This is a genomic window from Candidatus Desulfovibrio trichonymphae, assembly GCF_002355955.1.
Classification (GTDB): Bacteria; Desulfobacterota; Desulfovibrionia; order Desulfovibrionales; family Desulfovibrionaceae; genus Desulfovibrio; species Desulfovibrio trichonymphae.
This window is the reverse complement of sequence record NZ_AP017368.1, coordinates 521,129-545,937: the sequence shown is the minus strand read 5'-3', so window position 1 is coordinate 545,937 and position 24,809 is coordinate 521,129. Positions and strand designations below refer to the sequence as shown.

Sequence of the window (24,809 nt, the reverse complement as noted above, 5' to 3'; positions counted from 1 at the left end):
AATTTACACATAAATAAGGATATCGAAATACAGCAAATTTTGTCACCAAAGACATACAGAATGTTGCCACTCAGTGGTTCTGGAGCTATAAGAACGCTCAATCTAATAATTGAGCATTTGCGGCATCACATCGGCCATGAAACCGCTAAAGGCGGCATAGGCTCTACTTTGAAGTGTTGCTGAAAGGGGACGACTACCGTGACTCCGTATTGGGCAAAAACAATATCGAAAAAAACTCCTGGCATTGGTATAGATCAGCATGGAGAGTATGTCCGTAGTGTACTTAATTGCCTTTATGATGCCTTCAACAAAGCAATCTTTCCTCCAAGTTTTACAAAAAACTTTCTTGGCTTTCTTGCAGCTGTGCATGATGTAGGCAAAATTTCCCGCGAGTTCCAGGCAAAATGTCCGGCATGGCTGGTGATGAATGGCTTTCAAGAAGCCGCCCAGCAAGGAGATTGGAAAAACGGCCTCCCGCACAAAAAATGCGCTGGAGCGCTTTTTCAAGACGCATGTTCAGGGCCAGGAAGAAGCCAAAGCTTGCTGAGGAAGCATCATCGGAGCACATCATGGTCGTATTGCCCGGTCATTCACTGAAGGATCTCTCCCCCAAGCTGAAGCTGCCGATAAAAAACTCCAGATAGATTGGGAAGGGGATCGGCAGACCCTTTTACGCCACTTCTGGCAGGAATGCCGCTGCACAGCCTTACCCACTTTGCAGCAGGATTCTCCGGAGATGTGGACAGCCGCAGGTCTTCTCACACTTGCGGACTGGATCGGCTCTGATGAAAACTTTTTCTCTGCCGACCCAGCTAAAATCCCAGCCTCATCGGAACAAGCTGCTGCTGAAGCGGTTGCCCGGATTGGCCTCGGTCCTTTGGAGGTACGATCAGGTCTTGTCTTTGAAGACATATTTCCTTTCAAGCCCAACTCCATGCAGCTTGCCGCCTGTGAAACCATCACCGGGCCTGGAGTATATGTGATTGAAGCCCCCATCAGCAACAGAATTTTTTTACGGGTAGAAGAATTTGCCAAATACATAAACAAAATGCACCAGCCTGTACAGCTTATTCATGCCAATACTTGGCTGGACAAGAATACTAATGCCCCTGTTTCTAAACTGTCTCCAGCCCCGTCCGCGCAGCATGAAAAGGAAGTAAGCCACGCTGATGCGCACAACTGGTTCTCCTCCTCGCGCCGGGCTTTGCTTGCCCCCATAGGCGCGTGGGCACTGCGGACCAAGCTATGCTCGCTGCCCTGGCGGTTAAGCACTTCCCCTTACGTCGCCTTGCCCTTGCCGGAAAGGTGGTAATTCTGGATGAGGTACACAGCTACGACTGCTACACCGGGAGTATAATCCAAAAGTTGTGCGACCTGCTGCAAGAACTGCACTGTACAGTCATTGTCCTTTCCGCCACGCTCACCCAAAAATACTGCACAGATCTTCTCAATCCAGAGGCACAGCCAAAGACAACGGGTGTCCTGCCGCCTTACCCGCTCGTACATTCCCATCGGCAGGGGCAAAAGGCGACAGCCATCTCTACGCCTCCACCGGAAGAAAAACGCGTTGCTGTTGTCTTTACCCCGCAGGAGCAGATGGTTGCCCAAAGTCTGCACCAAGCCGCGCAGGGAGCGCAGGTACTGTGGCAACAGTGTGGACAGGGCACAGGAAACGTATGGATTGCTGCGTGAAGCCTGTGCAGCAAACAATGTTGAGCTTGGGCTTCTCCACGCCCGCCCGCCTTTTTTTATGCGTCAGAAGAGGGAACACTATTGGATGGATTCTTTCGGTAAAAACAGGAATCGCCAACACGGAGCCATTCTGATCGCCACGCAAATAGCGGAGCAAAGTGTGGACTTGGATGCGGATATGCTGGTTCACAGAACTTGCCCCCACCGATATGCTTTTGCAACGCATGGGCAGACTGTGACGGCATCAACGCGCATCCCGGCCCCGCCCCCCGCACCCTGCTTACACTATTCTGCAAGAAAAAGTATCTCTGGCGGAATTGCGCGCCATGCGGGCCGAAGAGATCAAAAACGCTTTCGGCGTCAAGGCCTTTGTGTACGCCCCCTATGTGCTGGCTCAGGCCCTCAATATATGGTCCGGCATATCCCATGTTACTCTGCCATCACAAATTCGTGAGTTGATCGAGGCTACCTACAATGAACCAGATGATCTCCCCTCCGGCTGGCAAGAGCTGTATGATCAGCTTATTGGGGGCGATATGGCCCGCAGACACAAAGCCTTGATGAACATATGGCAACAAGCCTGGGCAGATGAGGAAGAGACATCGCCCCCACCCGTCTTATAGAACATAGAGAATTCCCCTTTGTGCTGTACCAGAAAAAAGAGGGGACAAAATTTGTCTTGCTGGATGGCAGCGTAATAGATACGTCAACATCCGACTTTTGCAACGAAACTGCGCGTAATCTGCACAGAAATATGGTGAAAATTTTCGAATATCGCCTTGCCGGAGCAAAGCCAGACGCCTGGCTTAAGGAATACAGGCTGTTCGGCTGGGCACGGATTCAGGACGATTCAGTGCATATACAAGGGGCGAAAGATAAGAATATAGGCTGGAATACTACCCTTGGCATTATATGGCCCAAAACAAAGGAGCAGGCGTGAATCTTGTAAGAGAAGTATGGATTCCTGTGCTTACTCTCCAAGGACAAACCCGGCTGGCAAGTCTGCTGGATATATTTGATGAGGGGCAGGAATACAAAGACCTTGCCGTGCGTCCGCATGAGCGGGTGGCCCTTATGCGGCTTTTGCTTTGCATAGCCCATGCCGCTCTGGACGGACCAAGCGTATTCCCCACACACGTGGGGATGAAGCTGATTTTACATCTGAAGCGTTTGCCCGAGTGTGCTGACAAAGCCGTCCAGATCCGTCTCTTCAATGACAAGGGGCGGCAGCAGGCGCAATATATTGCCGTGGCTCAAGTTGCAGACATAGCCCCGCCTGAGCAGTGCCTCCCATACTTTCCGGCCGTTTTCGACAAGTTCAATGCCGATCATCAGTCCCAGACCGCGCACGTCGCGGATTTTGTCCGGCATATTCCGCCGCAGCGCTTCAAGCTGTTTTTTTACGCGTTCGCCGAGCGCGGCGGCGCGGTCTGCCATACTGTCGCGCAGCATGATCTCCACGGTTTTTGCGGCTACAGCCGAGGTCAGGGCTCCACCGCCGAAGGTTGTGGCGTGGCTGCCGGGTTCAAAGCCTTCGGCCGCTTCGTCTGTGGCCAAAATGGCACCCATGGGCAAGCCGTTGGCCAGAGATTTCGCCACGCTGATAATGTCCGGCTCAAGCCCGTAATGCTGAAAAGCCCAGAATCTGCCGGTGCGGCACATACCTGCCTGCACCTCGTCACACAGAAAAAGAATGCCGTTCTGCCGGCAAAGGGCTTGCACCCCGCGCAGATATTCCGCCGGCAGCGGCACAACGCCGCCTTCGCCCTGCACCACTTCCACCAGAACGGCAGCCGTAGCCGGTGTTATCGCGCTTGAGAGAGCTTCAAGATTGCCCGCCGGAACCTGCGCAAAACCGTCCGGCAGCGGCGTAAAGCCGTCGCTCAAGGCGTCACGGCCGGTTGCGGCCAGCGTTGCCAATGTTCGGCCATGAAAACAGTCATTCAAGGTAATGATGGTGGCGGCGTTGTGCTGTTTTACGCGGCGCATATGGCGGCGGGCCAGTTTGATGGCGGCTTCGTTGGCCTCTGCGCCCGAATTGCAGAAGAAGGCCTTTGTGTGATGTGTGGTGGAAAGCAGAATCTCGGCAAGATCAAGCTGATTTTGTTGATAAAAGAGGTTGCTCACGTGCCAGAGCTCATGCGCCTGACGCTCCAGCGTCGCGCAAAGCTCTTCATTGCAATGCCCGAGGCCGGTCACGGCTAAGCCGCCGAGCAGATCCACATATTTCCTGCCGTCCACATCCCAAAGGTGCGCGCCCGCGCCCCGAGCGACGGCCAGCGGATAGCGGCTGTAAGAACGGCAGAGCAGGTTTTCTTCTTGCTGTTTGACGGCATTGAAGGTTTGTGACATGAAGCGACTCCTTGTGCGGCTGAATATACCAATATACCAATAGATGGATGGCAAAAAATGTTTGTAATGCTGCCCTATTGTTTGCCGGTGTGGCCGAAGCCCCCTGGGCCGCGTTTGGTTGTCTGCAGTGAGGGTGTTTCCTGCCAGCGCGGCCGCACAATGGGCTGGAAAACAAGCTGGGCGATGCGGTCGCCGCGCTGAACGCGGCGTTCTTCGTCCGAGGTGTTCAGCAGGATGACCAGAATCTCTCCAGTGTAGTCAGGGTCGATAACGCCCACGCCCTGAGCCACGGTGAGACCGTCGCGCGCGCCGAGCCCGCTGCGGGAATAGAGCAGCCCCGCCACATCCGGCGATTGCGGCTGTATGCTTATTCCCGTCGGCACGGCGATACGGCAGCGCGGCGCAACGGACGTTGTCGCCGCGTCAAGGCAGGCGCGCAGATCAAAGCCTACGGAAAGGCAGGTGGCCGGAGAGAGAAAGTCTTCCCGCCCTTGCGCATAGAGTTCATGCGCGCCGGGTCGCACAAAAGCGATATGCACTGTGGAGGCATCTGTGCGAATGACGCCGGCGCAGGAAGGGGCGTGTGCTTGCATGCCCAGAGGTGTAGCGCACTACGCCGCCAACGGCAACGCATAAATAAAAACAAATATTACACAGAGATATCATATGATTGGTCAGAACGCACGAGCGGACGTTTGTCACGGCTAATCAGACGAAAACTGCTGCATGCGGACTCCAAAAAAGCGGCGGACGCCGCTCACACCTTGCTCGGACAGGGAGATTAATTCTTTAATATCAGTCGCCGCGTCTGTCACCGGCCAAGTTATCGCTTGAAGCCTGCTGCACAGCGGGGTAGTATCGCTTGACACAACACAACAGCATCAATCGGAGAATGGTATGGCTGAAGCACCGGAAAAAAATCTGGCACTTGATATTGTACGCATTACAGAAGCTGCGGCGCTCGCCTCAGCCCGCTGGCTGGGGCGGGGAGACAAAGAGGCGGGAGACAACGCGGCCGTGCATGCCATGCGCGTCAGTTTCTCCACTCTGCATATTGACGGCACTGTCATTCTCGGCGAAGGCGAAAAGGACAACGCGCCCATGCTCGCCAACGGCGAAAAAGTGGGTAAAGGCGTCGGCCTCGGCCTTGATGTGGCGGTAGACCCTGTGGAAGGCACCAGCCTGCTCGCATACGGGCGTCCGAACGCCATTTCCGTTGTGGGAGTGTCGTCCAGAGGCAGCATGTTCAACCCCGGCCCCAGTTTCTATATGCAAAAACTCGTCGTCAGCCATGAGGCGAGAAATGTTATTGATCTTGACGCGCCCATTAAAGTTAATCTGAACAGCGTTGCCAAAGCTCTCGGCAAAAGTGTGCAGGATCTTGTGGTTTTTGTGCTGGACAAGCCAAGACATCAGCGTTTGATTGAAAAAATCCGCGCCGCCGGCGCGCGTATTCAACTCCAGACCGACGGCGATGTGATCGGCGCGCTTATGGCGGTAGACCCGCATTCAGATGTGGATATTATGATGGGCACGGGCGGCACTCCTGAAGGAGTACTCTCTGCCTGCGCCATCAAAGGAATGGGAGGGCAGATGCTCGCCCGGCTTGACCCCCAGTCGTATGTTGAAAAAGAAGCCATTAATGAAGCAGGCATTGACCTGCGTGATGTGCTCACCGTCAATGACATGGTGCGTGGCGATGACTGTTTTTTCGCCGCAACGGGCATTTCCGGAGGAGATTTTCTGCGCGGCGTTCGTTACAGCGCACGGTACGCTGTAACGCACTCTCTTGTTTTACGCGGTAAAACAGGTACATTGCGCTATGTGGAGTCGTACCATAATATGGACAGACTTTCCAAATTCAGCGCGGTGCAGTACTGAATGGGCAGTATACGCCTTTTTCTGACGTTGCGCTTGCGGCGCACCTGGCCGGCGTTCGCGTTGTGTGCGTTTTTTGCTGCGTTTGCGCCTGCTGAGGGCGCACATGTGGCGCAACAAGCCGGGGCAACGCCAAAAAAGGCTGTTTCGGCGACGGTCGCAACGGTGTATGATAAACAGCCTCTGGTGACAGACGCGGAGCTGGCGCGTTTTCTTGAAATTCTGCCTCAATTCAGAAGATGGACCAGTGAAAACAGGGAAAACGCCGGTCCTGTGGCGCACAAGGGCAGGGCGGACTTTCTCTATTCCGCGAGGGCGGCTGACTGGGTGAGCACCAAGGGCTGGAAACCGGAGCGTTTTTTTTGCGTTATGGGGCGTATGGCGGCGGCCCTTGTCATTGTTGAGGAAGGAAATGACATGAGCGGCGAACACCCGCCCGATATGCCGAAGGTGGCTGCGGAAGAGCTGAACCTGACACGGCGGCATTTGGAGGCCATACTCAGGGCGCTTGATAAAACCGGAGACAATGTGCCGATGCTGGATCAATGACATGTTGTTTTTCATGTGCTGCCGATACGCGGCAACACATGAAAAAACATTATATTCCGCGGTTGCTCAGCGAGGGATTGCCCGCCCGTCCGCATACAGCGCCGCCGTTTCCTTCAAAAGCGCGTTGACGCGCGAAGCCAGCGCCTGAGGTTCCCTGGCATAGCCGTCCAGCAGCAGGCTCGTGTCAAAAAGCCCCTGCGTCATGAGCGCAAGCATGGCGTCTTCCGGGTCAGCTTTGAATATTTTCAACATGCCGCGCAGCAGCGGATGATTTTGATTGACTTCCAGTACTTTGACGGGCAACGTATCGTCCTTGTGCATGACCTTGAGCAGCTTTTCCATGGACGAGGCCATGGCTCCGTCAGGAGAAACGAGCACAGAGGGGCTGTCGTCAAGCCGCCGTGACACACGCACTTCCTTGACTTTGTCGTTCAATATCTCCTTCATTTTTGCGAGCAGTTTGTCAAAATCTTCCTGCTCTTCCCCGGAGAGCGGGGCGCTTGCCTGCTGTGAGGCCTGTGAGGCATCCTTTCTGTCGTCAAAAGCGGCAAGGGCGTCGTCCGTGGCATTTTCCACGGGTTTAAAATCCCATTCCTTGTATTTGCCAAGCCCTTCCATAACAAATTCATCGACAGGCTCAAAAAGATAGAGCACTTCGATGCCCTTTTTGCGAAATATTTCCATGTGCGGGTTCAGACACACCGCTTCTCGGTTCGGCGCGGAAACATACCAGAATGTTTTTTGTTCCGCCGGCGCGCGGGACATGTATTCGGCAAGGCTGGTCAGGGCTTCGTCGTCGTCCAGGGCGGATGAATTGAAACGCAAAAGCGCGCTGACGCGTTCGCGGTTGGGAAAATCGTTGTAGCCGAGCTTGAAAATTTTGCCGTGCAAGCGCCAGAAACGCAGGTAAGTTTCCCTGTTGTCTTTCTCCATTTTTTCCAGATGCCCCAGAACCTGCTTGACGATGACCTGATTGATTTTGCGAAGTAGCACATTTTCCTGCAGCGTTTCGCGCGAGATGTTCAGGGGCAGGTCTTCAGTGTCCGTCACTCCCTTGAAAAACGCCAGATATTCCGGAATCAGCTCTTTGTTGCGGCGCTGAATGAGCACGCGCCGCGCGTACAGGTCAATTCCCCAGAAATCCCTGTCAACACCGAAAAAATCTTGCTTGCTGTCGGGAATATACAACAACGCGTTAAACTGCACAGGCGCGTCCACGGACAGGTGCAGCACGTCCATCGGCGCTTTGGCATCATACGTCAGGGCTTTGTAAAAAGCCTCATACTGCTCTTTTTTTATGAAAAATTTTGGCTCGCGCCAGAGCGCCGGCTCAGGATTGATGCGCTCTCCGTCAAGAAAAATAGGAAACGGCATAAAGGCGGAATGGTTGCGAACGGCTGATTCCACACGGAATTTTTCAAGAAATTCCACTGCGTCGTCCTTGATGTGCGCTTTAACCACAGTGCCGCGCGCGGGCGCGTCACTGCCCGCGGATTTAATGCTGTAAGCGCCCAGACCGTCGCTTGACCAGACGGCCGCCCCGCGTTCTTCGCCAAAAGCCGGCGTTGAAATCACTTCCACCTTGTCGGCTACCATGAAGACAGAATAAAAACCGATGCCGAATCGCCCGACAATATTGGACGCATCGGGCTTTTCCGCATCGCCGGCGGCGGCGCCAGCCGCTGTTTCACTTTGCAGGTTCGCAAGAAATTCTTCAGAGCCGGATTTTGCGATAGTTCCCAGATTTTCAGCCAGTTCGTCTGCGGTCATGCCGACGCCGGTATCGGCAATGGTGAAGGTTTTGTTGTCTTTGTCAATAGTTATGCGGATTTCCAACGGCATGTCCCCACCGGACGGCTGCTCGCTGCGGTTAGCGCGAAAACGCAATTTATCCAGCGCGTCGGAAGCGTTGGATATGAGCTCGCGCAGAAAAATTTCTCGATTGGTATAGAGCGAATGCGTGAGAATATTCAAAACCTTGCGCACTTCTGCGCGGAATTGACGGTTTTTTTTGCCTGTCTCTGCCATGAGAACCTCCTCTGTGACAATAATCACTGTAAAAATAAGAACGAGTCCCGAGCCGTCAAGAGCAGCGCCGTGCATTGCGTTGACGCGTTGTCCCGTAGAAACATCCTGTCCGCAGCTGAAGAATATTTATTTATAATTGCGGTTGGTTCCACCATTAAGGATATTATTGCGCGCAAGACCGATTCAGGATAAAAGCATACCATGCCTATTGCTGATACGCTCCGTCAGACGCGCTCTGTTGCCGCCTTTTCCCTGACGACTCCGGAATCTTTTGCCGTGCACAGCGCAAAGCAGCTGAGCCTTCTGTTTGATCTGGCACAGATCATGAACTCCTCCATCGCCGTACAGGACGCCCTTGATCAGGCGCTCGCCCTGATGGGCAGACACATGCACACGATGCGCGGCAACACCAGACAGGCGAAATCCGCATTGAGTCGGCGTATGGCCTGACGTCAGCCGAACGACGGCGCGGACGTTACAGGGCAGGGGAGGGCATTATAGGGAGAGTGATCACAACAGGCCGGCCCATGTATATCACAAATATTTCCAACAAACCGAGATTTTTAAATAAAACACGTTCACGCGATTTAAACAATGAAAGCATTTCTTTTAGTGGTGCAAGTGGTGCATGACGGAGATGTGGAAAAAGCGCTGGACGCGGTTGTCGCCACGGCCCGCACAGGTCAGTTGGGCGACGGCAAAATTTTTATCAGTGATGTGCAGGACGCAGTGCGCATACGCACAGGGGAACGCGGCGATGTCGCCTTATAGCAGCGCGGGGTGTTGAAGAAGAAGTCGTTCAGATAGACCCCGGGCTGTGCCTGGGGCTTCGCAAAGTTTGACTTTACAAGGAGGAGAGATGGTATGAGTTCACCAAGAAAAAAGGCGCTTTTTAAAGCCATAGCAACAGAGCCGTTGCGGCCATGCTGTTGCGGGAAAGCAAAAACGCACGAGGCGGGCGAAGTATTCGGCCGTAATGTCTTCGGACTTGCCGTAATGCGCAAGCGCCTGCCGAAGGATGTTTATAAAAATCTTGCAAAAACAATCCGTGATGGCGAGCGCCTTGATCCGGAAATAGCCGATGTGGTTGCCAACGCCATGAAAGACTGGGCCATTGAGCGCGGCGCCACGCACTACACGCACTGGTTTCATCCCATGACCGGTTTGACCGCTGAAAAGCACGACGCTTTTCTTTCCCCTTCTTCCGAAGGGCAGGTGATCAGCGAATTTTCCGGTAAAATGCTCATCAGCGGCGAGCCGGACGCCTCTTCCTTTCCTTCCGGCGGCATCCGCTCCACTTTTGAAGCCCGCGGTTATACCGCGTGGGATCCTTCGGTTCCTGTATTTATTATTGACGCTCCCTACGGTGCGACTCTGCATATTCCCACATATTTCTATTCCTATTCCGGCGAGGCGCTGGATCGCAAAATTCCGCTGATGCGTTCCATTTCGGCGATTTCCCGTCAGGCGCTGCGCATTTTGAAGCTCTTCGGCAACAGAACCGCGACATATGTGCGGCCCATGGTCGGTCCGGAGCAGGAATATTTTCTGGTAGACAAATATCTGGCCGTTCTTCGTCCGGACATTTTGCTGGCGGGCCGCACGCTGATAGGCGCTTTCTCGCCCAAGGGCCAGGAGATGGAAGACCATTATTTCGGCGCCATTCCCGCCAGGGTGATGAGTTTTATGCAGGACGTGGAAAGCGAGCTGCTGGCGCTCGGCATTCCGGCCAAAACCCGCCACAATGAAGTGGCCCCCGGCCAGTTTGAGATATCCCCCGTGTATGAAGAGGCCAACATAGCGTGCGATCACAACATGCTGTGCATGAATATGATGCGCCATATGGCCGCGAAACACGGTTTTGTGTGTTTGCTGCACGAAAAGCCCTTTGCCGGCGTAAACGGCAGCGGCAAGCACAACAACTGGTCCCTATGCGACTCTGACGGCGTGAACCTGCTCAATCCAGGTGCAACGCCGCAGGACAACGCCCAGTTTCTGGTGTTTCTGGCCGCCGTGCTGCGCGGGGTTCACAAGCACAGCACCGCGCTGCGCATAGGCACCGTTGGCGCGGGCAACGACCACCGTCTCGGCGCCAATGAAGCGCCGCCTGCCATTATCTCGGTGTATCTCGGCGAACAGCTCACGGAAGTGCTGGAAGGCATTACAAGCGGCAAGAGTTCAAAAAACAAAAAAAACCCCTTTATGGAAGTGGGTGTATCAACCCTGCCGCCCCTGCCTGTGGACATGGCCGACCGCAACCGCACAAGCCCCTTCGCGTTCACCGGCAACAAGTTTGAATTCAGGGCCGTGGGCTCGTCCCAGTCCATCGCGCCGGTGAACATCGCGCTCAACGCGGCCGTGGCCTGTGCGCTGGATGACATCGCAACGGAACTCGAAGCCGCGCTCTCCACCGGAACCAAGCTCAATGTGGCCCTGCAGGAACTGCTGCCGAGGCACTTCAAGGAGCATATGCCGGTGGTGTTCAACGGCAACAACTATGCCGCATCCTGGCCCATGGAAGCCGCCCGCCGCAAGCTGCCGAACTACACAAATTCAGTGGAGGCGCTTGAGCATTACAGTGACCCGGGGGTCATGAATGTCTTTTTGCGTCACGGCGTACTGACAGAACGCGAAATGCTGGCGCGGCAGGAAATCCTTCTGGAAAACTACGCCAAAACCCTGTGCATTGAGGGTCATTTGCTTGCGGATATTCTGCTTGCACAGGTGTTGCCGCAATGTCTGGAGGCGCAGGCAAAAGCTGCGAACGTGGTGATCAAAACACGCGCTGTGCTGGGTGAAAAGGCCGCGAAAAGCGAAGAGGAAAACTTCAGTCTTCTGCGTGCGCATGTCGCGGCTCTGCAGAAAAACGCGACAAAACTTGGCAAGGCAGTGGAAAAAGCCTGCAATACCAGAGGCGCTCTTGAACAGGCGAAAGTCGGCCGCGATGCTGTCCTTCCAGCTATGGCAGAATGCCGTGAGCATGCTGACGTTCTTGAACGTCTGGTGGAAGACAACCTGTGGGTACTGCCAAAATATTCCGAACTGCTCTGGATACATTAAAGCATCCGACGCTTCAAAGATTCGTCTAACGGCAGGCAACGCTCGCCTGCTCATGGAGAACGCCGCGGGTCATGCGCCGGCGGCGTTCTGCTTTTCCGGCAGGTCGACGCTTTGTCGTTCGGCCTGCACACTTCTTTACATTTCTCGTTTTCAGGACTATCTTTTTATAAATACAGTATAAATGGTATGTTATGGTCTTCAAGAACAGTATTTTTCAGAAAATATGAACAAAATGAGGTCGTTATGCAGAATAAATTGCGTTTTGCCAAGATGCAGGGCGTCGGCAACGATTATGTGTATGTGAATTGTTTTGAAGAACGGGTGGAAAAGCCCTCCGAGCTTGCGCCCAGAATATGCGACCGGCATTTCGGCGTGGGATCGGACGGGGTCGTGCTGATTATGCCGTCAGGCACGGCGGACGTGCGCATGCGCATGTTCAACGCCGACGGCTCTGAAGCGGAAATGTGCGGCAACGCCATACGCTGTGTGGGCAAGTACGCGCGCGATCACGGCATTGTCGTGAAGGATGTGATCAGGGTGGAAACGGCGGCGGGCATAAAGACTGTGCGACTGCTCACAGAAGCCGGTCAGGTGTGCGGCGCCACAGTGGACATAGGCGAGCCTGTGCTTGTCGCCGAGCGCATTCCTGTACTCATGCCGCCGGCGGCGGATAACCCCGCGGAAAAGCGCATTATCGCCCGCCCGATGAAAGTTGACGGCCGTGTATACAACATCACCGCGGTTTCCATGGGCAACCCGCATGCCGTTGTGTTTATGGACAATATTGACAATCTTGCCCTGCAGCGGCTTGGCCCCTGCTTTGAGCGTCATGAATTTTTTCCGCAGCGCATCAACACGGAATTTGTGGAAGTGCTCTCGTCAGGCAAAATACGCATGCGCGTGTGGGAGCGCGGCGCCGGTGAAACCCTGGCATGCGGCACAGGCGCCTGTGCCGCGGCTGTGGCAGGCGCGTTGAACGGGCTTACAGGCCGTGAAATGGATGTTCATCTCACGGGCGGCGTGCTGCACGTCAGCTGGGATGAAAGCGACGGGCATGTCTATATGACAGGCGACGCGGTGAGTGTTTTTGACGGCGTTTATTGCATGTGAGGTTTTTTATGACAAAGGTCAATGCCGGTTTTCTTGAGCTTCAACGCAATTATCTTTTTGTGGAAATAGCCCACAAGGTTGCGGCGTTTAAAGAAGCAAATCCGGGTAAAAAAGTAATCAGCCTCGGCATAGGCGATGTGACGCGTCCGCTTGTGCCTGCTGTTGTCAGCGCTCTGCACAGGGCTGTGGATGAAATGGGCGAGGCGGCGCATTTTCGTGGTTACGGGCCGGAGCAGGGCTACGAGTTTTTGCGTGAAGCCATCGCGCAGCATGACTACAAGGCCCGCGGCGTGGACCTGCGCACGGATGAAATTTTTGTGAGCGACGGGGCCAAGTCAGATATCGGCAACTTTCAGGAGCTCTTTGCGGCGGACAGCGTTGTGGCGGTGACAAACCCTGTCTATCCGGTTTATGTGGATTCCAACGTCATGGCCGGCCGGGCCGGCGGGTTCGCTGCAGGGCGGTGGAAGCGCCTTGTGTATCTGCCGTGCCTCAAGTCCAACAATTTTGTGCCGGACCTCCCCAAAACACGCCCGGACATGATTTATCTTTGCTATCCCAACAATCCGACCGGCACCGTGCTGTCACGCGAGGCGCTGCAGGGGTGGGTGGACTACGCAAGGCGCGAAGGCTGCGTGCTGTTATATGATTCGGCGTATGAAGCGTTTATTCAGGAACCGGACATACCGCACAGCATATATGAGCTCAACGGAGCGCAGGAAGTGGCTGTGGAATTTCGCAGTTTCTCCAAAACAGCCGGTTTTACAAGCCTGCGGTGCGCCTATGTCGTGGTGCCGCACGCTCTGCAGCTCAGTGACGGCAAAGGCGGCAAAGTAGCCCTGAACAGCCTCTGGAACCGCCGTCAGTGCACAAAGTACAACGGCTGCGCCTATATTGTGCAGCAGGCGGCCGCGGCTGTTTACAGTCAGGAGGGGCGTGCGCAGGTTGAGGCGGTGATCAGAGGGTATCTGCAGAACGCCGAACTGCTTTGCACGGCTGTGCAAGATATGAACCTTGAAGTTTTTGGCGGGACAAACGCGCCCTATATCTGGGCGGGCGTGCCGAAGGGCATGGATTCCTGGGGTTTTTTCGAGCACCTGCTGCAATCCGCCGCGCTGGTCTGTACACCGGGGGCGGGCTTCGGCGCGAGCGGCGAAGGCTATGTGCGCCTAACAGCTTTCGGCACAGAGGAAGATACGGCAGAAGCCATACGCCGGCTGCGCGCCCTGCGCTGAGACGCGTGGGGGAAGAAAGAAAAGTTTGTGCGTCAGACGCAACCGCGCGGAATGGGATGACGGATTTTTAACCTCGGCCCCTTGCTGCTGAATTCGTTTGATTCATTCGCTTGGCGGTTGCCCTTCCGCGATAAAACAGCTTTATTCCCTTGGGTTGAAGGTCGCAGTCGCGAAGAAAGAGTTTCATGACTAACCAGCAGAAACAGTTCCAAAAGTCCGTTATGCACGTTCTGGAAGCAGTTATGTTTGAAAACTGGCTTCGTTTTTATTTCATTACGGAAATACCGGACGCGCCGCCGACGGCTGACGGGCGGACGCCACTCTTTGTAGCCGTGCCTGACAAGGGTATGGATCGTATCAAAGAGGACTATAGCCATCTGCTGTCTATAGTCGAAGACATGAACGGCAAGGAAATAGACTTTGAAACATCCCGTCGGACAGTCTGCACCTTTGTGCTGGAACGTTTGGACGGCAAAGTCATGCCCAGAGATATGGCCGCCGTTATTTTGGGAAGCGCGATTTTTCAGGCGCAGATGCAACTTTTCAATATCTGGGTGCAGGTGTATGAAAGCCGTCTGGATGAGACTTTTCTGGAATTCGGCGAATGGCGCAACCTGTTCGCGCAGTGGCGGCAAAGCCCGGGTGCGCGTGAGATTGCGGAAAAATTGCTGGTGTCCGGACAGTCTGCGGTCGGTTCCGCTGCTGAGACAACGCAATAAATCCTGCAGGGATGGAGGCGCGGCATAGAGCGCACACGCCCAATCAACGCTGGTGCAATCCAGACAGCAGCCTCATTGTCCCAACGCATATCGACTGTGTATTCAGGCATGGACACGACTCGTTAAGTGACAGATTACAGATACAAGGCGGCATATGACGTATGATTCCTGGCAAGGAACTGGCGGCAACCAGCGCCGTTGCGAGCGTGCCATTGCCGATATCGCAGTCTTTTAAGTTCCATCTGATGCCACTGCGCACTGTGGGCATGAGCACAGTATCGCCAATTTTCCTCCTTATGGCGGCGCGAAGAAGACATCTTCTCCACAGACACGGCCATGGCAGAGGGCATTGAAAACAATACGCCTTGCGGCTTGCTGTGGGCACCCTTATGCGCACAACCCGGCTTATCGTCCGACAAACTGGAGCAATCCCTTTTTCGAGCGGCCCATCCTGGATTCCCCATATTACACTCAAATCCATTGCCAACAACGCGGAAATTGACGTGATTTGGGAGAAGTGGCAGGAGAAACTGGAGCCGTTGCGGGAGCAACTTAATTCGATCCTGAAAACAACTTGGGAAGATTGGGAAATCCCGCGAGAGGTTGATACAACATAGCCGGACGCCGCAAAAAAACTCCATGCCGCATGGTAGGCGGCCCGCATTGCCCGGCAAAAGGAAATCGACGCATCCATTGCCGCCAAAGCCGATAACAAATTCTCTATGACAAGCCCTATGCGGACAACAAAAAAGTGCGCGTGGCCGGGCAGTTTACCGTGGAAAGCCTTTCCCCGCACCGGATGCTGGCCGTGGACGAAAACGACGAACTCATTGATCCGCTGGACAAGGCCGTTCAGGACGAAGGCAAAGATTTCGCGGCCATGATTCTGGAGGAATTAAAAATATCCGGTGTGCAGCAGGCGCACAAGGAAGACAAAATCCTGTTCTCCACCCTCAAGCCCTGGCAGGGCCGCTATATATGCGCCAAAGGCGCCTATCGGGAAGGTGGGCGGAGCATAATAGGGCAGCAATTTTCATCGGCCCGGAATTCGGCAGCGTACAACGGCAAGGGCAACCTCTTTGTCATTAACCAGCGAGGTGCGCTCTGATGAACCGGACAATATCGCCTGCTGGTTTGCGGACATCGACTATAACGAGGAAAGCTTCTTTGTGCGCCATGCCTACTTTTTGGAGGCCAATGACACGTATAAATCTACTTAAAATAACCCTCAAGGCGGAAATTGACCGCGAAGCTTGGGAAAGCCTGCACAGCGACACATCCCGGCCTTTCGACAGACCGAAGTCCAGGCGCATTGCCGTCAAGGTCATCAATCACCTGGGCGATGAAGTGATGAAGGTGTACAGGGTGAACTAATGAAATTTCGCATTGCCGACACCTTCACCGCAAATTTGTCACGTCTGACGGCGGAAGAGCAAAAGCTGGTCAAGCAGACCACCTTTGACGCGCAGGTGAACCCGGCAAGCCCTGGCCTCAAGTTACACAAACTGGACAATACCAAAGACAACAACTTCTGATCATGCGCGTGGATGGCGCCGCGCACATTGTCCACAGTACTGCCGAAAGCCTTCTTTTGTCGTCATACGGATCATCATGACAAAGCCTATGCCTGGGCCGAGCGACGCAAGCTGGAGGATCACTCCAAAGCCGGGGCGGCACAGCTTGTGGAAGTAATGCCGACCGCGATGTACTATGGGGAACTTTCGGATTCCCCGTAAAATAAGGCACGCTTTTGCCGTTTTATTGCAAAAAAAATTCGTCTCTTGTATCTTGCAGCGATTGCTTTTGGGAATGAAGGTTCTCAAAAGCAATTTGTTCCGGCAACAGCGGCAGATAAAGCTGTTTTTTGAGGCAGCGAACTTATGTGCAGAATCGGTTCCATCAAAAGCAGAACGCCAATGCATCCGTCCATGGCCTTGCGTCTTATGCTGCCGCAGCAGGAGGGCCACGATAATTCAGGCTTTGCGATGGTAATGCAGGATCTGGACGGGGTTTTTGCCCCCTATAAAGACAAGCCCCTCCTCTCGCTCGCGTGCACGTCGAAGGGCATGCAGATAGTCAGTGATTATATGGAAGAAAAGGGTTTTGTGCAGGTTTTTCAGTGGAAGCCCGACATGGATTTGCGGCCCGGCCTGAGAATTGCCGCAATGCCGGGTTATGTATTTCGCAATTATGATTATCCTGAGCGCGCGCGCCACAGCAGCCGGGAAGAATGCGAAGAACTGCTGCTCGACACGCGCCTTGCGTTGCGCAACCTTCTGGAAGGCGGCGAGAACGGCTTTGTGTATTCCTTCTGGCCTGACGTGCTGACCCTGAAGGAAATCGGCGATCCGTCCGACATTGCCGCCTGCTTCAGGCTTTGGGACGATGACGGACGCCTGATGGCCAAGAGCATTGTTTCACAGTGCCGTCAAAACACCAATTACGCCATTGTGCGCTATGCGGCACATCCTTTCTTTCTGCAGGGCTATACCCTGTGCACGAACGGCGAGAACACGTTTTTTACAAAGAACAGGGAATGTCAGAAAGCACTGCACCGCGGCTACATAGGCTTTGAGTCCGACTCGCAAAATTTTCTCTATACGCTGCACTATGTGCTGCACGAGCTGAAATGGCCCATCAAATATTATAAACATGTGATCACGCCCCTGCCCTTTGTGGAAGTGGAAAACCGGACGGACAAAAAGGAGCTTCTTCTCATCCGCGAAGCTCTGGCGCATCTGGAAATCAATGGTCCGAACGCCATCATCGGACATCTGCCCGACGGGCAGATGTTTACATGTTGCGACTCAAAAAAATTACGTCCTGTGGTGCTGGGCGGCAACGACAAAATGGTAGCCATCACTTCCGAGGTCTGCGGACTGAACACCATCCTGCCGGATCGTGACACGTCAAAGGATATTTATCCCCACGAAAGAGAAATGGTGGTCATTGACAAGGACCTGACGGTGCGGCGATGGAATCAGTAAAAACACAGGATATAAGCGTCAACGATCTTCCGTGGAAGATTGCTTACCACCCGGAGCGCTGCACCATGTGCGGCTCCTGTGTGGCGGCCTGTACATTTGACGCCATTGAGGCGGGGATGCTTCGTCTGAGTGTGACGGCTTCCCGCAGGCCGTTTCCTGAACCTGTGCCGGAACACGCCGCGAAGCCGGTGATTCGTCAGAAAGCATGTATCTCGAAAGCCTGCACCGGTTGCGGCATGTGCGAAAAAAGCTGCCCCAACAATGCCATTGCCCCTGTGCGCAACGACGACAGCCGCTTCCTGCTGCTTGCCCGCGCCAAAGGTCCCATCAAACGCGGCGGACGCACCAATCTGAACAAGCAGCGTACACTTGATGCCATCATTGTAGGCCGCATCAGTCAAATGACAGACCCGTCCCTGGATTCCGAGCGGCATACTTTTGACATCCGTTCGCCTTTTGGCCGTATTCTGCCGGCAAAAGAGCTGCCTTTTCGCGTGGCGGGCGACAATCTTGTACTGGCGGAAAAAACGCCCCCCGTGCGCTGGATTTACCCGGCCATTTTCAGTGACATGAGCATAGGCGCGCTTTCTACCAGAGCCTGGGAGACTCTGGCGCTTGCCACGGCGTATCTGAATGAAAAATACGATCTGCCGGTGCGCATGTGCTCCGGCGAAGGCGGCATGCCCATAAAACTTCTGGAAGCAGAACAGATTAAATATATTATTTTGCAGATCGCGTCCGGGCATTTCGGCTGGAACAGGATTATCAAGGCGATGCCGCGGATGAAGGCAGATCCGGCCGGCGTGCTGATAAAGGTTGGTCAGGGCGCAAAACCCGGCGACGGCGGCCTGCTGCCCGCCGCAAAGGTCGCCTCGCACATTCAGGCAATACGCGGCGTGCCGAAGGCAACGCTGCATTCTCCGCCGAACCATCAGGGTCTGTATTCCATTGAGGAATCGGTGCAGAAAATGCACCTTTCGCTCAATGCCGCTTTCGGCTTTCGCGTGCCTGTGGCCATCAAGTGCGCGGCTTCCGCCACGTCCGTCTCTGTGTACAACAACCTCCTGCGCGATCCGTATAAAATCTGCGGCGGTTTCTTTATTGACGGCATTCAGGGCGGTACCGGCGCGGCTAATGAGGTGTCGCTTGATCATACCGGCCATCCGGTTGTTTCCAAATTGCGTGACTGCTATCTGGCCGCCGTTTCACAGGGCCTGCAGGGACAGATTCCACTGTGGGCGGGGGGCGGCATCGGCATGACGGGCAATGCCGCCGCGGACGCCTTTAAAATGATTTGCCTCGGCGCGAACGGCGTTATTATGGGCAAGATACTGATTCAGCTTCTGGGTTGTGTGGGCAATGAGCGGGGCCGCTGCAACGCGTGTTCCAGCGGCCGATGCCCCACCGGCATCTGTACGCAGGAACCGCGTCTTGTCAAACGGCTGGACATAGACAGAGGCGCGCAGAATGTCGTGGACTACATGCTGGCCTTTGACAGTGAAATGCGCAAGCTGCTTGCGCCTGTGGGCAACAGTTCCCTGCCCGTGGGCCGCTCTGATGCGCTGGTTTCCACGGACAAGGCCGTGGCGGACAAACTGGACATTCAGTATGCCTGCTGAAACATAATTTTATTGACAACCTGTTTCTTGGCTTGCCGCGAAGCGGCGGGGCATAAACAAATATTAAATATAATAAAATGACGCAACGACGGCAACGGGAGCGAACCATGTCGCGCCTCAGCACAGTGCACAATCACGAGCGTATGTCAACCCAGAATCTGCTGCTGGCTATTGAGAGCGCCGTGGCAAAGGGCGAGACGGATTTTTATATTGAGGCCTCGGGCCAGCACGACATCGGCGGCCCTCTTTGGAACCGGGACGGGAAAAAACTGACGTTCAAGGTCAGCAACCCCGGCCAGCGGGTTGGTTCCATGTGCATGTCCAATACAGAAATTGTGGTCGATGGGCCGGCTCCGGCTGACGCAGGCTGGCTGAACTCAGGCGGGCGTATTGTGGTGCTCGGCGACGCGGGGGATACGGCGGGGCATTGCGCTGCGGGCGGCGTCATTTATATCGGCGGCAGCGCAGGCACGCGTTCAGGCTCTCTGATGAAACACGATCCGCTTTATGAGCCGCCGGAACTCTGGGTGCTGGAGAATGTCGGCAGTTTTTCTTTTGAATTTATGGGCGGCGGCAAGGCTGTGGTTTGCGGCTGCGAAAGTCAGAATCTGCCCTCTGTGCTGGGCGAACGCCCCTGTGTGGGCATGGTCGGAGGGGTTGTGTATTTTCGCGGACATGTCGCTTCGTTGCCGGCGGACGTGCGGATAAGCTCCCTCAATGAAGATGATATCGCCTGGCTTGACGGAGGTCTCAAAAATTTTATCAATGCCGTTGACAGGCCTGAGCTGTACCACGAGCTTGCCGTCTGGGCGCAGTGGCAGAAAATCACGCCGCTCTCGTTTGAGGAACGCGGGCGGGCCAAGGCTGTAAGCATAGGCGCATTTCGCGCCAGTGAATGGATCAGGGACGGGATATTCAGTGACGTCTTTCACGACGATTTTCAAGTCAATGCCCTTGTGGCGCGCGGTGAGGATCGTTTGCGCGTGCCGTATTGGGAAAATGCCCGCTTTGCCGCCCCCTGTGAATTTTTCTGTCCGGCTTCCATTCCAAGCCAGCAGCGTTTTAATCTGCTGCGTGAGGGCAAGATTGAAGATGCCTATCGTCTGCTGCTTGAATATACGCCGTTTCCTGGTTCTGTTTGCGGCAGCGTTTGCCCCAATCCCTGTATGGATGGATGCACGCGCAGCGTGGTGGACAGCCCCGTGCAGATCGGCAGGCTTGGCTCATGTTCGGCGGATATTTCTGTAGAAAAACCGGCACAGTTAAGTGGCAAACATCTTGGGGTGATCGGCGGCGGCGTGGGCGGTTTGACCGCCGCATGGCAGCTTGCCCGCATGGGGCACGAAGTGACGGTGTATGAAGCGGACTCCGGAATGGGCGGCAAGCTTGAGCAGGTCATCCCGCGTGAGCGGTTGAATCATGACATTTTGTGCAGGGAGCTTAACCGCATCGAAAAGGCCGGCGTCCATTTTGTGACGGATTTTCCTGTGGACGCCGAACGCTTCAATGCTCTGCGCAAAAAGCACGACGCCCTGATTGTGGCCACAGGCGGGCATGTTCCGCGTATTTTCCCCTGGCCGGGGCATGAGAAAGCCGTGGCCGGCATTGATTTTTTGAAAGCCGTGAACAGAGGGGAAAACCCGCGCGTGCCGGCGAATGTTCTCGTTATCGGTTGCGGCAACGCCGGCATGGATGCGGCCGGCGGCGCGTATGCCGTGGGCGCGCGTAAGGTGATCTGTGTTGACGTGCAAAAACCCGCCGCTTTTGCTCATGAGATTGCCCATATAGAATCTCTTGGCGGCGAGATGGTCTGGCCTGTTCAGATAAAGGAAATCACGGACCAGGGCCTGATAACGGAGGACGGCAGGCTGATCCCCGGTGAAATGGTGATCATCGCCATCGGCGAATCACCCGATCTTTCCTACATCACTGATGAGGTCAAAAAATTTCGGGACTGGCTTGTGCCCAGCGAAAACCTGAGTATTCTGGACGGCGTGTTCGCCGTGGGCGACGTGATTAAACCGGGCCTTCTGGCGCACGCCGTAGGCACAGGACGTCAGGCGGCTTTTGCCGCGGACGCATATCTGCGCGGCGCAACCTTCCAGCCCGAAAACAAGCAGGAAATTCCGGCACTGCGGTTGCACACCGCGTATTTTGCCAGATGTCACGCCTCTGACCTGCCGACGCCGCAGGAGGACTTTACACGGTGCGTCAGCTGCGGCACCTGCAGGGACTGTGGCTTCTGCCTCAAAACCTGCCCGGAAACGGCCATCGACCGCAAGAATCTGGGGAACAGCGCGTTTGAGTATGTTTCTGATCCGGCCCGCTGCATCGGTTGCGGCATCTGCGCCGGCGTTTGCCCCTGCGGCATCTGGACTATGCGCCCTAATCGGGATTTAGGTTGAGACGCCGTCTGCAGGTCTTTAAACTACTCCAGGTTTTTCTATAGACGGTCTTACCATTGCTCATCAAAATCTTAATAACAACAGGTAACCCTAAGCCTTGCTTGGAGACTCCCAGAGGTTGACTTTTCCAGAAAAAGACGAAGCTTTTTTTCGTGAACCGCTGAAGAGAAGTCACGCTTTTTCATAAGAAAATCTCTCAGAAGTTAAAGATGAGAAGTTCATGTATCCTGCCTCTCAATGCACTATTACAATTAACCATACGTGTTACCTCTACCCGGTTTATCTTGTGTGCAGCATATAGCTTGTCAAAAAAATTATCTTTTTTATTTATATTTTGGGGATCTGAATTGCTTACCATAACCCTTGCCCCCTTTTCAGTCACGAAATTGACAAACTCTGAAAGTTCTTTCTGCGCGGAATCATCAAAGCAGTTTTCTGTATAGGCTGTAAAACTGGATGTGGTATTCAAGGGGCGATACGGAGGGTCAAAATAAACGAAAGTCCTGCTGGCAATAAAATCATTCGCTTCTCTGTAATCATTGCATACGGCAGTTACATTTTAAAGAGTCTGTGCTAGAGCCAATAAATTTTCTCTATCGGCAGATAAGTTGTCAAGTTTTTTCCACAACCCCCTCCCTGCTTGAGAGAACTATAGTATATTTTATTTGGAAATGGAATTGGAATGCATAGATAGAAAGCGAATATAAAAATTTCTACACGGGAAGAGATGCTTAAGACATTGTATTGTGCCTGACGAGTTTTCCGGGCAGACAAAAATATACAGAGCCTTTATGTATGCTGGCTTCAATCCCCCCCGGCAACTGAAAACGGGTTTCGCCGCGCCCTGCTTGCAGTGCTGTGTCCAATGCCGTCAACGTGCCGGCTCTTGCCTGACCGTGGCAAGTTCCATTCGTGCCGTCAATGAGCGAAGATACAGCCTTGTGGTAAAGACGTAGCCTGACGGCCGGGTGCAGCCCTTGCAGCATTTCCTTCGGCAAGCACAGGCCTTGTGGATCTTTTTTCCATGAATGTCGCGCAGTTATTTCAGCAAGTGTTTTGTCCCAATAATCCCTGTCCTGCTGCGCCAGCCGCCAAAGGTCTGCCATTGTGCTGTCCAGAGAGGGATTTTCTTTATACAGCAAGGGTATAACAGCATGACGCATGCGGTTGCGTTTAAAACGCATGTCTGTATTGCTGATATCCTCGCGCCAGACAAAGCGGTATTCCCGCAGGATGGATCTGAGCGCGTGGGGCTTACAGCAGAGCAAAGGCCGCAGCAGATGCCGAGAATCATCACGCGCCCTCATGCCGGCCATTGCCGGCCAACCTGATCCACGCGTGAGCCGCATGAGTATGTCTTCAGTCAAATCTGCGCAATGATGGCCAAGCACTATAAAATCAGCCTCTGCTGCCCGGCGCTCTTCTGCAAGAATGGCGTAACGAAGGTGACGACCTGCTTCCTCCAGACCCAGATGTTCTCTGGCCGCCATGCCTGCCACATCAGCTGTTCGTGTCGTACAGGGGATGCCAAGCCGCGCGCAGAACGCCGCAGCCGCGGCCGCTGTGCAGGCCGCATCCGGCTGCAGCCCGTGATTGACAGTCATGGCAGACAATTCAAGACCAAGACGCGGTGCGAGTATGCGCAAAATCAGTGCCAGAGCAGAGGAATCCGCTCCGCCGGAGACAGCCAGCAATAATCTGGAAGCGCGATCAAACCCCAACTGTCCATGAATAAATTGCTCCACCGCAAGGCACAGCCTGGCCGAGTTCGGTGACAGGTCGTGAATATCCAGTGAAAAATTCATAATTCAAAATTTAGAATTTGCAGCTTTTGAACCAATTTTGCAGTATCGTCAGTATTGAAATCGCCAATAACGTAATATCTTATGGCTTGTTATACCGAGACGTTATCAATGTTGAAAATTTGTCGTATCATGCTGATGCGCGCGCTGCTGCCTTCCCGGGACATGCTGCCGCGCTTCAGAAACATGATCGGGTCATGGTTGAATTTGCGCGCCAATGCCCCTGCCATCGCTTCGAGCGCCGCGCGATGTTTTGGATCATGATCTCCTATGCGCCGCAATGTGCGGGATATTTCTTCCTGGGCAATCTGTTCTCCGCGCTGGATCAGCGCGACAATAGTCGGCTGGGCGTCAAGCCCCGTGAGCCACTTTGCAAAAAAATTTACTTCCTCATTCACAATTTTCCTGGCTTTGTTCGCTTCATCACGCCGATTAGACAGATTTTCTTCAACAACCTCTTTAAGATCATCAATGTCATAAAGATAGACATTGTCCAACGCGTTGACATCCGGATCTATATCGCGGGGCACCGCTATATCAATAAAAAACATAGGACGATTTTTTCGCGTTTTGAGCACAGCCCGTATGTCTCGCGCACGTATGACAGGTTCCGGCGCTCCAGTGGAGGTTATGATGATATCAACAGTGGTAAGCAGTTCGGTCAGCTTGTCAAAAGGCACTGCACGCCCATGAAATTGTTCCGCCAGCTGCTGCCCGCGAGAAAAAGTGCGATTCGCAACAAAAATTTCGTCGATGCCGTTCTGGAGAAGATGTGCAGCGGCGAGTTCAGCCATTTCTCCGGCACCCACCAACAACATTTTGTGGGCATGCATGTCCCCGAAAATGCGTTTAGCAAGTTCCACGGCAGCATAACTGATGGAAACAGCATTGGAAGCAACCGCTGTTTCTGTTCTCACGCGCTTCGCAACAGAAAATGCCTTGTGAAGCAGACGATTCAGTATAACGCCTGTTGCGCGACATGCCACTGCCTTGCGATAGGCGGTCTTCAGCTGGCCAAGAATCTGCGGCTCCCCCAGAACCATAGAATCCAGACTGGATGCCACAGAAAAAATATGCCGTACGGCTTCGAGGCTTTTATGTATATATATATATGGCTGAAGATCCTCAACGCCTGCGCCGCGCGCATTTGCCCAATAATTGAGCATCTGACCGGCCACATCCCCTTGACCTGTAGCCAGAAGCTCAACACGATTACAGGTGGAAAGAATTATGCTTTCATGTATTCCACCCTCGCACGGCAAGGCCCAGTGTTCTTGATCACAGTGATCCGCCAAGGCGAAACGTTCGCGCACATCTACACCGGCTGTGCGGTGATTCAGTCCGACAAGATAGATGTCACTTTCCATAGCAGC

At 54.2% G+C, this 24,809-nt stretch carries 24 protein-coding genes and 3 pseudogenes; 21 read left to right on the top strand and 6 right to left on the bottom strand.

Annotated features, from left to right (window positions below):
- The first annotated feature begins 198 nt into the window (after nt 1-198).
- The 6 genes and pseudogenes from RSDT_RS07655 to RSDT_RS07835 form a co-directional block, all read left to right on the top strand.
- A complete protein-coding gene (locus tag RSDT_RS07655; protein ID WP_145954800.1) occupies nt 199-597 on the top strand; it encodes an HD domain-containing protein in 399 nt (132 codons plus the stop codon).
- Entirely contained in the window at nt 554-1,312 is a 759-nt protein-coding gene (locus RSDT_RS02620; RefSeq protein WP_172414431.1) for an HD domain-containing protein, read from the top strand. Before RSDT_RS07655 ends, RSDT_RS02620 begins: the two co-directional genes overlap by 44 nt.
- Entirely contained in the window at nt 1,306-1,692 is a 387-nt protein-coding gene (locus RSDT_RS02615) for a hypothetical protein (RefSeq protein ID WP_096399447.1), read from the top strand. The genes RSDT_RS02620 and RSDT_RS02615 overlap by 7 nt, the downstream gene beginning before the upstream one ends.
- Nucleotides 1,655-1,846, top strand: a pseudogene (locus tag RSDT_RS07840) (hypothetical protein); the annotation flags it as partial. The gene RSDT_RS02615 and the pseudogene RSDT_RS07840, both read left to right, overlap by 38 nt.
- A gap of 172 nt (nt 1,847-2,018) precedes the next feature.
- Nucleotides 2,019-2,315, top strand: coding sequence for a hypothetical protein (locus RSDT_RS02610; protein ID WP_096399446.1), 297 nt, complete (start codon nt 2,019-2,021; stop codon nt 2,313-2,315).
- A 289-nt stretch (nt 2,316-2,604) separates the two neighbouring features.
- A pseudogene (locus tag RSDT_RS07835) lies at nt 2,605-2,805 on the top strand (type I-E CRISPR-associated protein Cse1/CasA); the annotation flags it as partial.
- A gap of 42 nt (nt 2,806-2,847) precedes the next feature.
- Here the strand turns inward: RSDT_RS07835 and RSDT_RS02595 are convergent.
- Together RSDT_RS02595 and dut are read right to left on the bottom strand one after the other, a co-directional pair.
- Nucleotides 2,848-4,044 carry an aspartate aminotransferase family protein gene (locus RSDT_RS02595; RefSeq protein WP_096399444.1) on the bottom strand — a complete coding sequence of 399 codons (1,197 nt, stop codon included), beginning with the start codon at nt 4,042-4,044 and terminating at the stop codon, nt 2,848-2,850.
- A gap of 74 nt (nt 4,045-4,118) precedes the next feature.
- Nucleotides 4,119-4,637 (bottom strand): dUTP diphosphatase, encoded by a 519-nt coding sequence (gene dut / locus RSDT_RS02590; RefSeq protein WP_096399443.1) that lies wholly within the window; start codon nt 4,635-4,637, stop codon nt 4,119-4,121.
- A gap of 304 nt (nt 4,638-4,941) precedes the next feature.
- On the opposite strand from dut, the gene glpX reads away from it, so the two are divergent.
- Nucleotides 4,942-5,925 (top strand): class II fructose-bisphosphatase, encoded by a 984-nt coding sequence (glpX, locus tag RSDT_RS02585; RefSeq protein WP_096399442.1) that lies wholly within the window; start codon nt 4,942-4,944, stop codon nt 5,923-5,925.
- Nucleotides 5,926-6,471 (top strand): serine/threonine protein phosphatase, encoded by a 546-nt coding sequence (locus tag RSDT_RS02580; protein ID WP_096399441.1) that lies wholly within the window; start codon nt 5,926-5,928, stop codon nt 6,469-6,471.
- A gap of 66 nt (nt 6,472-6,537) precedes the next feature.
- Here the strand turns inward: RSDT_RS02580 and htpG are convergent, their stop codons facing one another.
- Nucleotides 6,538-8,499: a molecular chaperone HtpG gene (gene htpG / locus RSDT_RS02575; RefSeq protein WP_096400430.1), complete on the bottom strand. Its 1,962-nt coding sequence runs from the start codon at nt 8,497-8,499 to the stop codon at nt 6,538-6,540.
- Nucleotides 8,500-8,700: 201 nt separating this feature from the next.
- Between htpG and RSDT_RS02570 the strand changes: the two genes are divergently transcribed.
- The 13 genes from RSDT_RS02570 (at nt 8,701) to RSDT_RS02520 (ending at nt 21,634) form a co-directional block, all read left to right on the top strand.
- Nucleotides 8,701-8,949: a hypothetical protein gene (locus RSDT_RS02570; RefSeq protein WP_096399440.1), complete on the top strand. Its 249-nt coding sequence runs from the start codon at nt 8,701-8,703 to the stop codon at nt 8,947-8,949.
- 144 nt (nt 8,950-9,093) lie between these two features.
- Nucleotides 9,094-9,270, top strand: a complete 177-nt coding sequence (locus tag RSDT_RS02565; protein WP_096399439.1) for a P-II family nitrogen regulator — start codon at nt 9,094-9,096, stop codon at nt 9,268-9,270.
- Nucleotides 9,271-9,363: 93 nt separating this feature from the next.
- Entirely contained in the window at nt 9,364-11,559 is a 2,196-nt protein-coding gene (locus RSDT_RS02560) for a glutamine synthetase III family protein (RefSeq protein WP_096399438.1), read from the top strand.
- A 243-nt stretch (nt 11,560-11,802) separates the two neighbouring features.
- Nucleotides 11,803-12,669, top strand: a complete 867-nt coding sequence (dapF, locus tag RSDT_RS02555; RefSeq protein WP_096399437.1) for a diaminopimelate epimerase — start codon at nt 11,803-11,805, stop codon at nt 12,667-12,669.
- 8 nt (nt 12,670-12,677) lie between these two features.
- Nucleotides 12,678-13,904 carry an LL-diaminopimelate aminotransferase gene (locus RSDT_RS02550; RefSeq protein ID WP_096400427.1) on the top strand — a complete coding sequence of 409 codons (1,227 nt, stop codon included), beginning with the start codon at nt 12,678-12,680 and terminating at the stop codon, nt 13,902-13,904.
- 242 nt (nt 13,905-14,146) lie between these two features.
- A complete protein-coding gene (locus RSDT_RS02545; protein ID WP_231941899.1) occupies nt 14,147-14,623 on the top strand; it encodes a hypothetical protein in 477 nt (158 codons plus the stop codon).
- 775 nt (nt 14,624-15,398) lie between these two features.
- Nucleotides 15,399-15,731 (top strand): hypothetical protein, encoded by a 333-nt coding sequence (locus RSDT_RS07135; RefSeq protein ID WP_197702123.1) that lies wholly within the window; start codon nt 15,399-15,401, stop codon nt 15,729-15,731.
- An 89-nt stretch (nt 15,732-15,820) separates the two neighbouring features.
- Complete coding sequence (locus tag RSDT_RS07130) at nt 15,821-15,997, top strand: hypothetical protein (protein WP_197702122.1); 177 nt, start codon at nt 15,821-15,823, stop codon at nt 15,995-15,997.
- Nucleotides 15,997-16,158 carry a hypothetical protein gene (locus RSDT_RS07025; RefSeq protein ID WP_172414402.1) on the top strand — a complete coding sequence of 54 codons (162 nt, stop codon included), beginning with the start codon at nt 15,997-15,999 and terminating at the stop codon, nt 16,156-16,158. Before RSDT_RS07130 ends, RSDT_RS07025 begins: the two co-directional genes overlap by 1 nt.
- A gap of 12 nt (nt 16,159-16,170) precedes the next feature.
- Nucleotides 16,171-16,359 carry a hypothetical protein gene (locus RSDT_RS02535; protein ID WP_096399435.1) on the top strand — a complete coding sequence of 63 codons (189 nt, stop codon included), beginning with the start codon at nt 16,171-16,173 and terminating at the stop codon, nt 16,357-16,359.
- A 180-nt stretch (nt 16,360-16,539) separates the two neighbouring features.
- Entirely contained in the window at nt 16,540-17,610 is a 1,071-nt protein-coding gene (locus tag RSDT_RS02530) for a class II glutamine amidotransferase domain-containing protein (RefSeq protein WP_231941898.1), read from the top strand.
- Nucleotides 17,598-19,229 carry a glutamate synthase-related protein gene (locus RSDT_RS02525; protein ID WP_096399433.1) on the top strand — a complete coding sequence of 544 codons (1,632 nt, stop codon included), beginning with the start codon at nt 17,598-17,600 and terminating at the stop codon, nt 19,227-19,229. The genes RSDT_RS02530 and RSDT_RS02525 overlap by 13 nt, the downstream gene beginning before the upstream one ends.
- A gap of 107 nt (nt 19,230-19,336) precedes the next feature.
- On the top strand, nt 19,337-21,634 hold the full coding sequence (locus RSDT_RS02520) for an FAD-dependent oxidoreductase (RefSeq protein WP_096399432.1): 2,298 nt from the start codon (nt 19,337-19,339) through the stop codon (nt 21,632-21,634).
- Between the two features lie 196 nt (nt 21,635-21,830).
- On the opposite strand, the pseudogene RSDT_RS07830 reads toward RSDT_RS02520, so the two are convergent.
- From RSDT_RS07830 to hemA, 3 genes and pseudogenes are all read right to left on the bottom strand, one after another.
- Nucleotides 21,831-22,178 (bottom strand): annotated as a pseudogene (locus tag RSDT_RS07830) (DNA adenine methylase); the annotation flags it as partial.
- A 187-nt stretch (nt 22,179-22,365) separates the two neighbouring features.
- Nucleotides 22,366-23,439, bottom strand: a complete 1,074-nt coding sequence (tilS, locus tag RSDT_RS02510) for a tRNA lysidine(34) synthetase TilS (protein WP_096399431.1) — start codon at nt 23,437-23,439, stop codon at nt 22,366-22,368.
- Nucleotides 23,440-23,528: 89 nt separating this feature from the next.
- A complete protein-coding gene (gene hemA, locus RSDT_RS02505; RefSeq protein WP_096399430.1) occupies nt 23,529-24,803 on the bottom strand; it encodes a glutamyl-tRNA reductase in 1,275 nt (424 codons plus the stop codon).
- Nucleotides 24,804-24,809: the final 6 nt, after the last annotated feature.

Excerpts from the sequence above, each read along its gene's own strand:
- glpX (WP_096399442.1), top strand. The coding sequence starts at position 4,942 with ATGGCTGAAGCACCGGAAAAAAATCTGGCACTTGATATTGTACGCATT.
- tilS (WP_096399431.1), bottom strand. The coding sequence starts at position 23,439 with ATGAATTTTTCACTGGATATTCACGACCTGTCACCGAACTCGGCCAGG.
- RSDT_RS02535 (WP_096399435.1), top strand. The coding sequence starts at position 16,171 with ATGGCGCCGCGCACATTGTCCACAGTACTGCCGAAAGCCTTCTTTTGT.
- RSDT_RS02545 (WP_231941899.1), top strand. The coding sequence starts at position 14,147 with ATGTTTGAAAACTGGCTTCGTTTTTATTTCATTACGGAAATACCGGAC.
- RSDT_RS02525 (WP_096399433.1), top strand. The coding sequence starts at position 17,598 with ATGGAATCAGTAAAAACACAGGATATAAGCGTCAACGATCTTCCGTGG.
- RSDT_RS02530 (WP_231941898.1), top strand. The coding sequence starts at position 16,540 with ATGCATCCGTCCATGGCCTTGCGTCTTATGCTGCCGCAGCAGGAGGGC.
- RSDT_RS07130 (WP_197702122.1), top strand. The coding sequence starts at position 15,821 with ATGACACGTATAAATCTACTTAAAATAACCCTCAAGGCGGAAATTGAC.
- RSDT_RS02580 (WP_096399441.1), top strand. The coding sequence starts at position 5,926 with ATGGGCAGTATACGCCTTTTTCTGACGTTGCGCTTGCGGCGCACCTGG.
- RSDT_RS07025 (WP_172414402.1), top strand. The coding sequence starts at position 15,997 with ATGAAATTTCGCATTGCCGACACCTTCACCGCAAATTTGTCACGTCTG.
- RSDT_RS02595 (WP_096399444.1), bottom strand. The coding sequence starts at position 4,044 with ATGTCACAAACCTTCAATGCCGTCAAACAGCAAGAAGAAAACCTGCTC.
- dut (WP_096399443.1), bottom strand. The coding sequence starts at position 4,637 with ATGCAAGCACACGCCCCTTCCTGCGCCGGCGTCATTCGCACAGATGCC.
- hemA (WP_096399430.1), bottom strand. The coding sequence starts at position 24,803 with ATGGAAAGTGACATCTATCTTGTCGGACTGAATCACCGCACAGCCGGT.
- RSDT_RS02560 (WP_096399438.1), top strand. The coding sequence starts at position 9,364 with ATGAGTTCACCAAGAAAAAAGGCGCTTTTTAAAGCCATAGCAACAGAG.
- RSDT_RS02565 (WP_096399439.1), top strand. The coding sequence starts at position 9,094 with ATGAAAGCATTTCTTTTAGTGGTGCAAGTGGTGCATGACGGAGATGTG.
- RSDT_RS02550 (WP_096400427.1), top strand. The coding sequence starts at position 12,678 with ATGACAAAGGTCAATGCCGGTTTTCTTGAGCTTCAACGCAATTATCTT.
- RSDT_RS02570 (WP_096399440.1), top strand. The coding sequence starts at position 8,701 with ATGCCTATTGCTGATACGCTCCGTCAGACGCGCTCTGTTGCCGCCTTT.
- dapF (WP_096399437.1), top strand. The coding sequence starts at position 11,803 with ATGCAGAATAAATTGCGTTTTGCCAAGATGCAGGGCGTCGGCAACGAT.
- RSDT_RS02610 (WP_096399446.1), top strand. The coding sequence starts at position 2,019 with ATGCGGGCCGAAGAGATCAAAAACGCTTTCGGCGTCAAGGCCTTTGTG.
- RSDT_RS02520 (WP_096399432.1), top strand. The coding sequence starts at position 19,337 with ATGTCGCGCCTCAGCACAGTGCACAATCACGAGCGTATGTCAACCCAG.
- htpG (WP_096400430.1), bottom strand. The coding sequence starts at position 8,499 with ATGGCAGAGACAGGCAAAAAAAACCGTCAATTCCGCGCAGAAGTGCGC.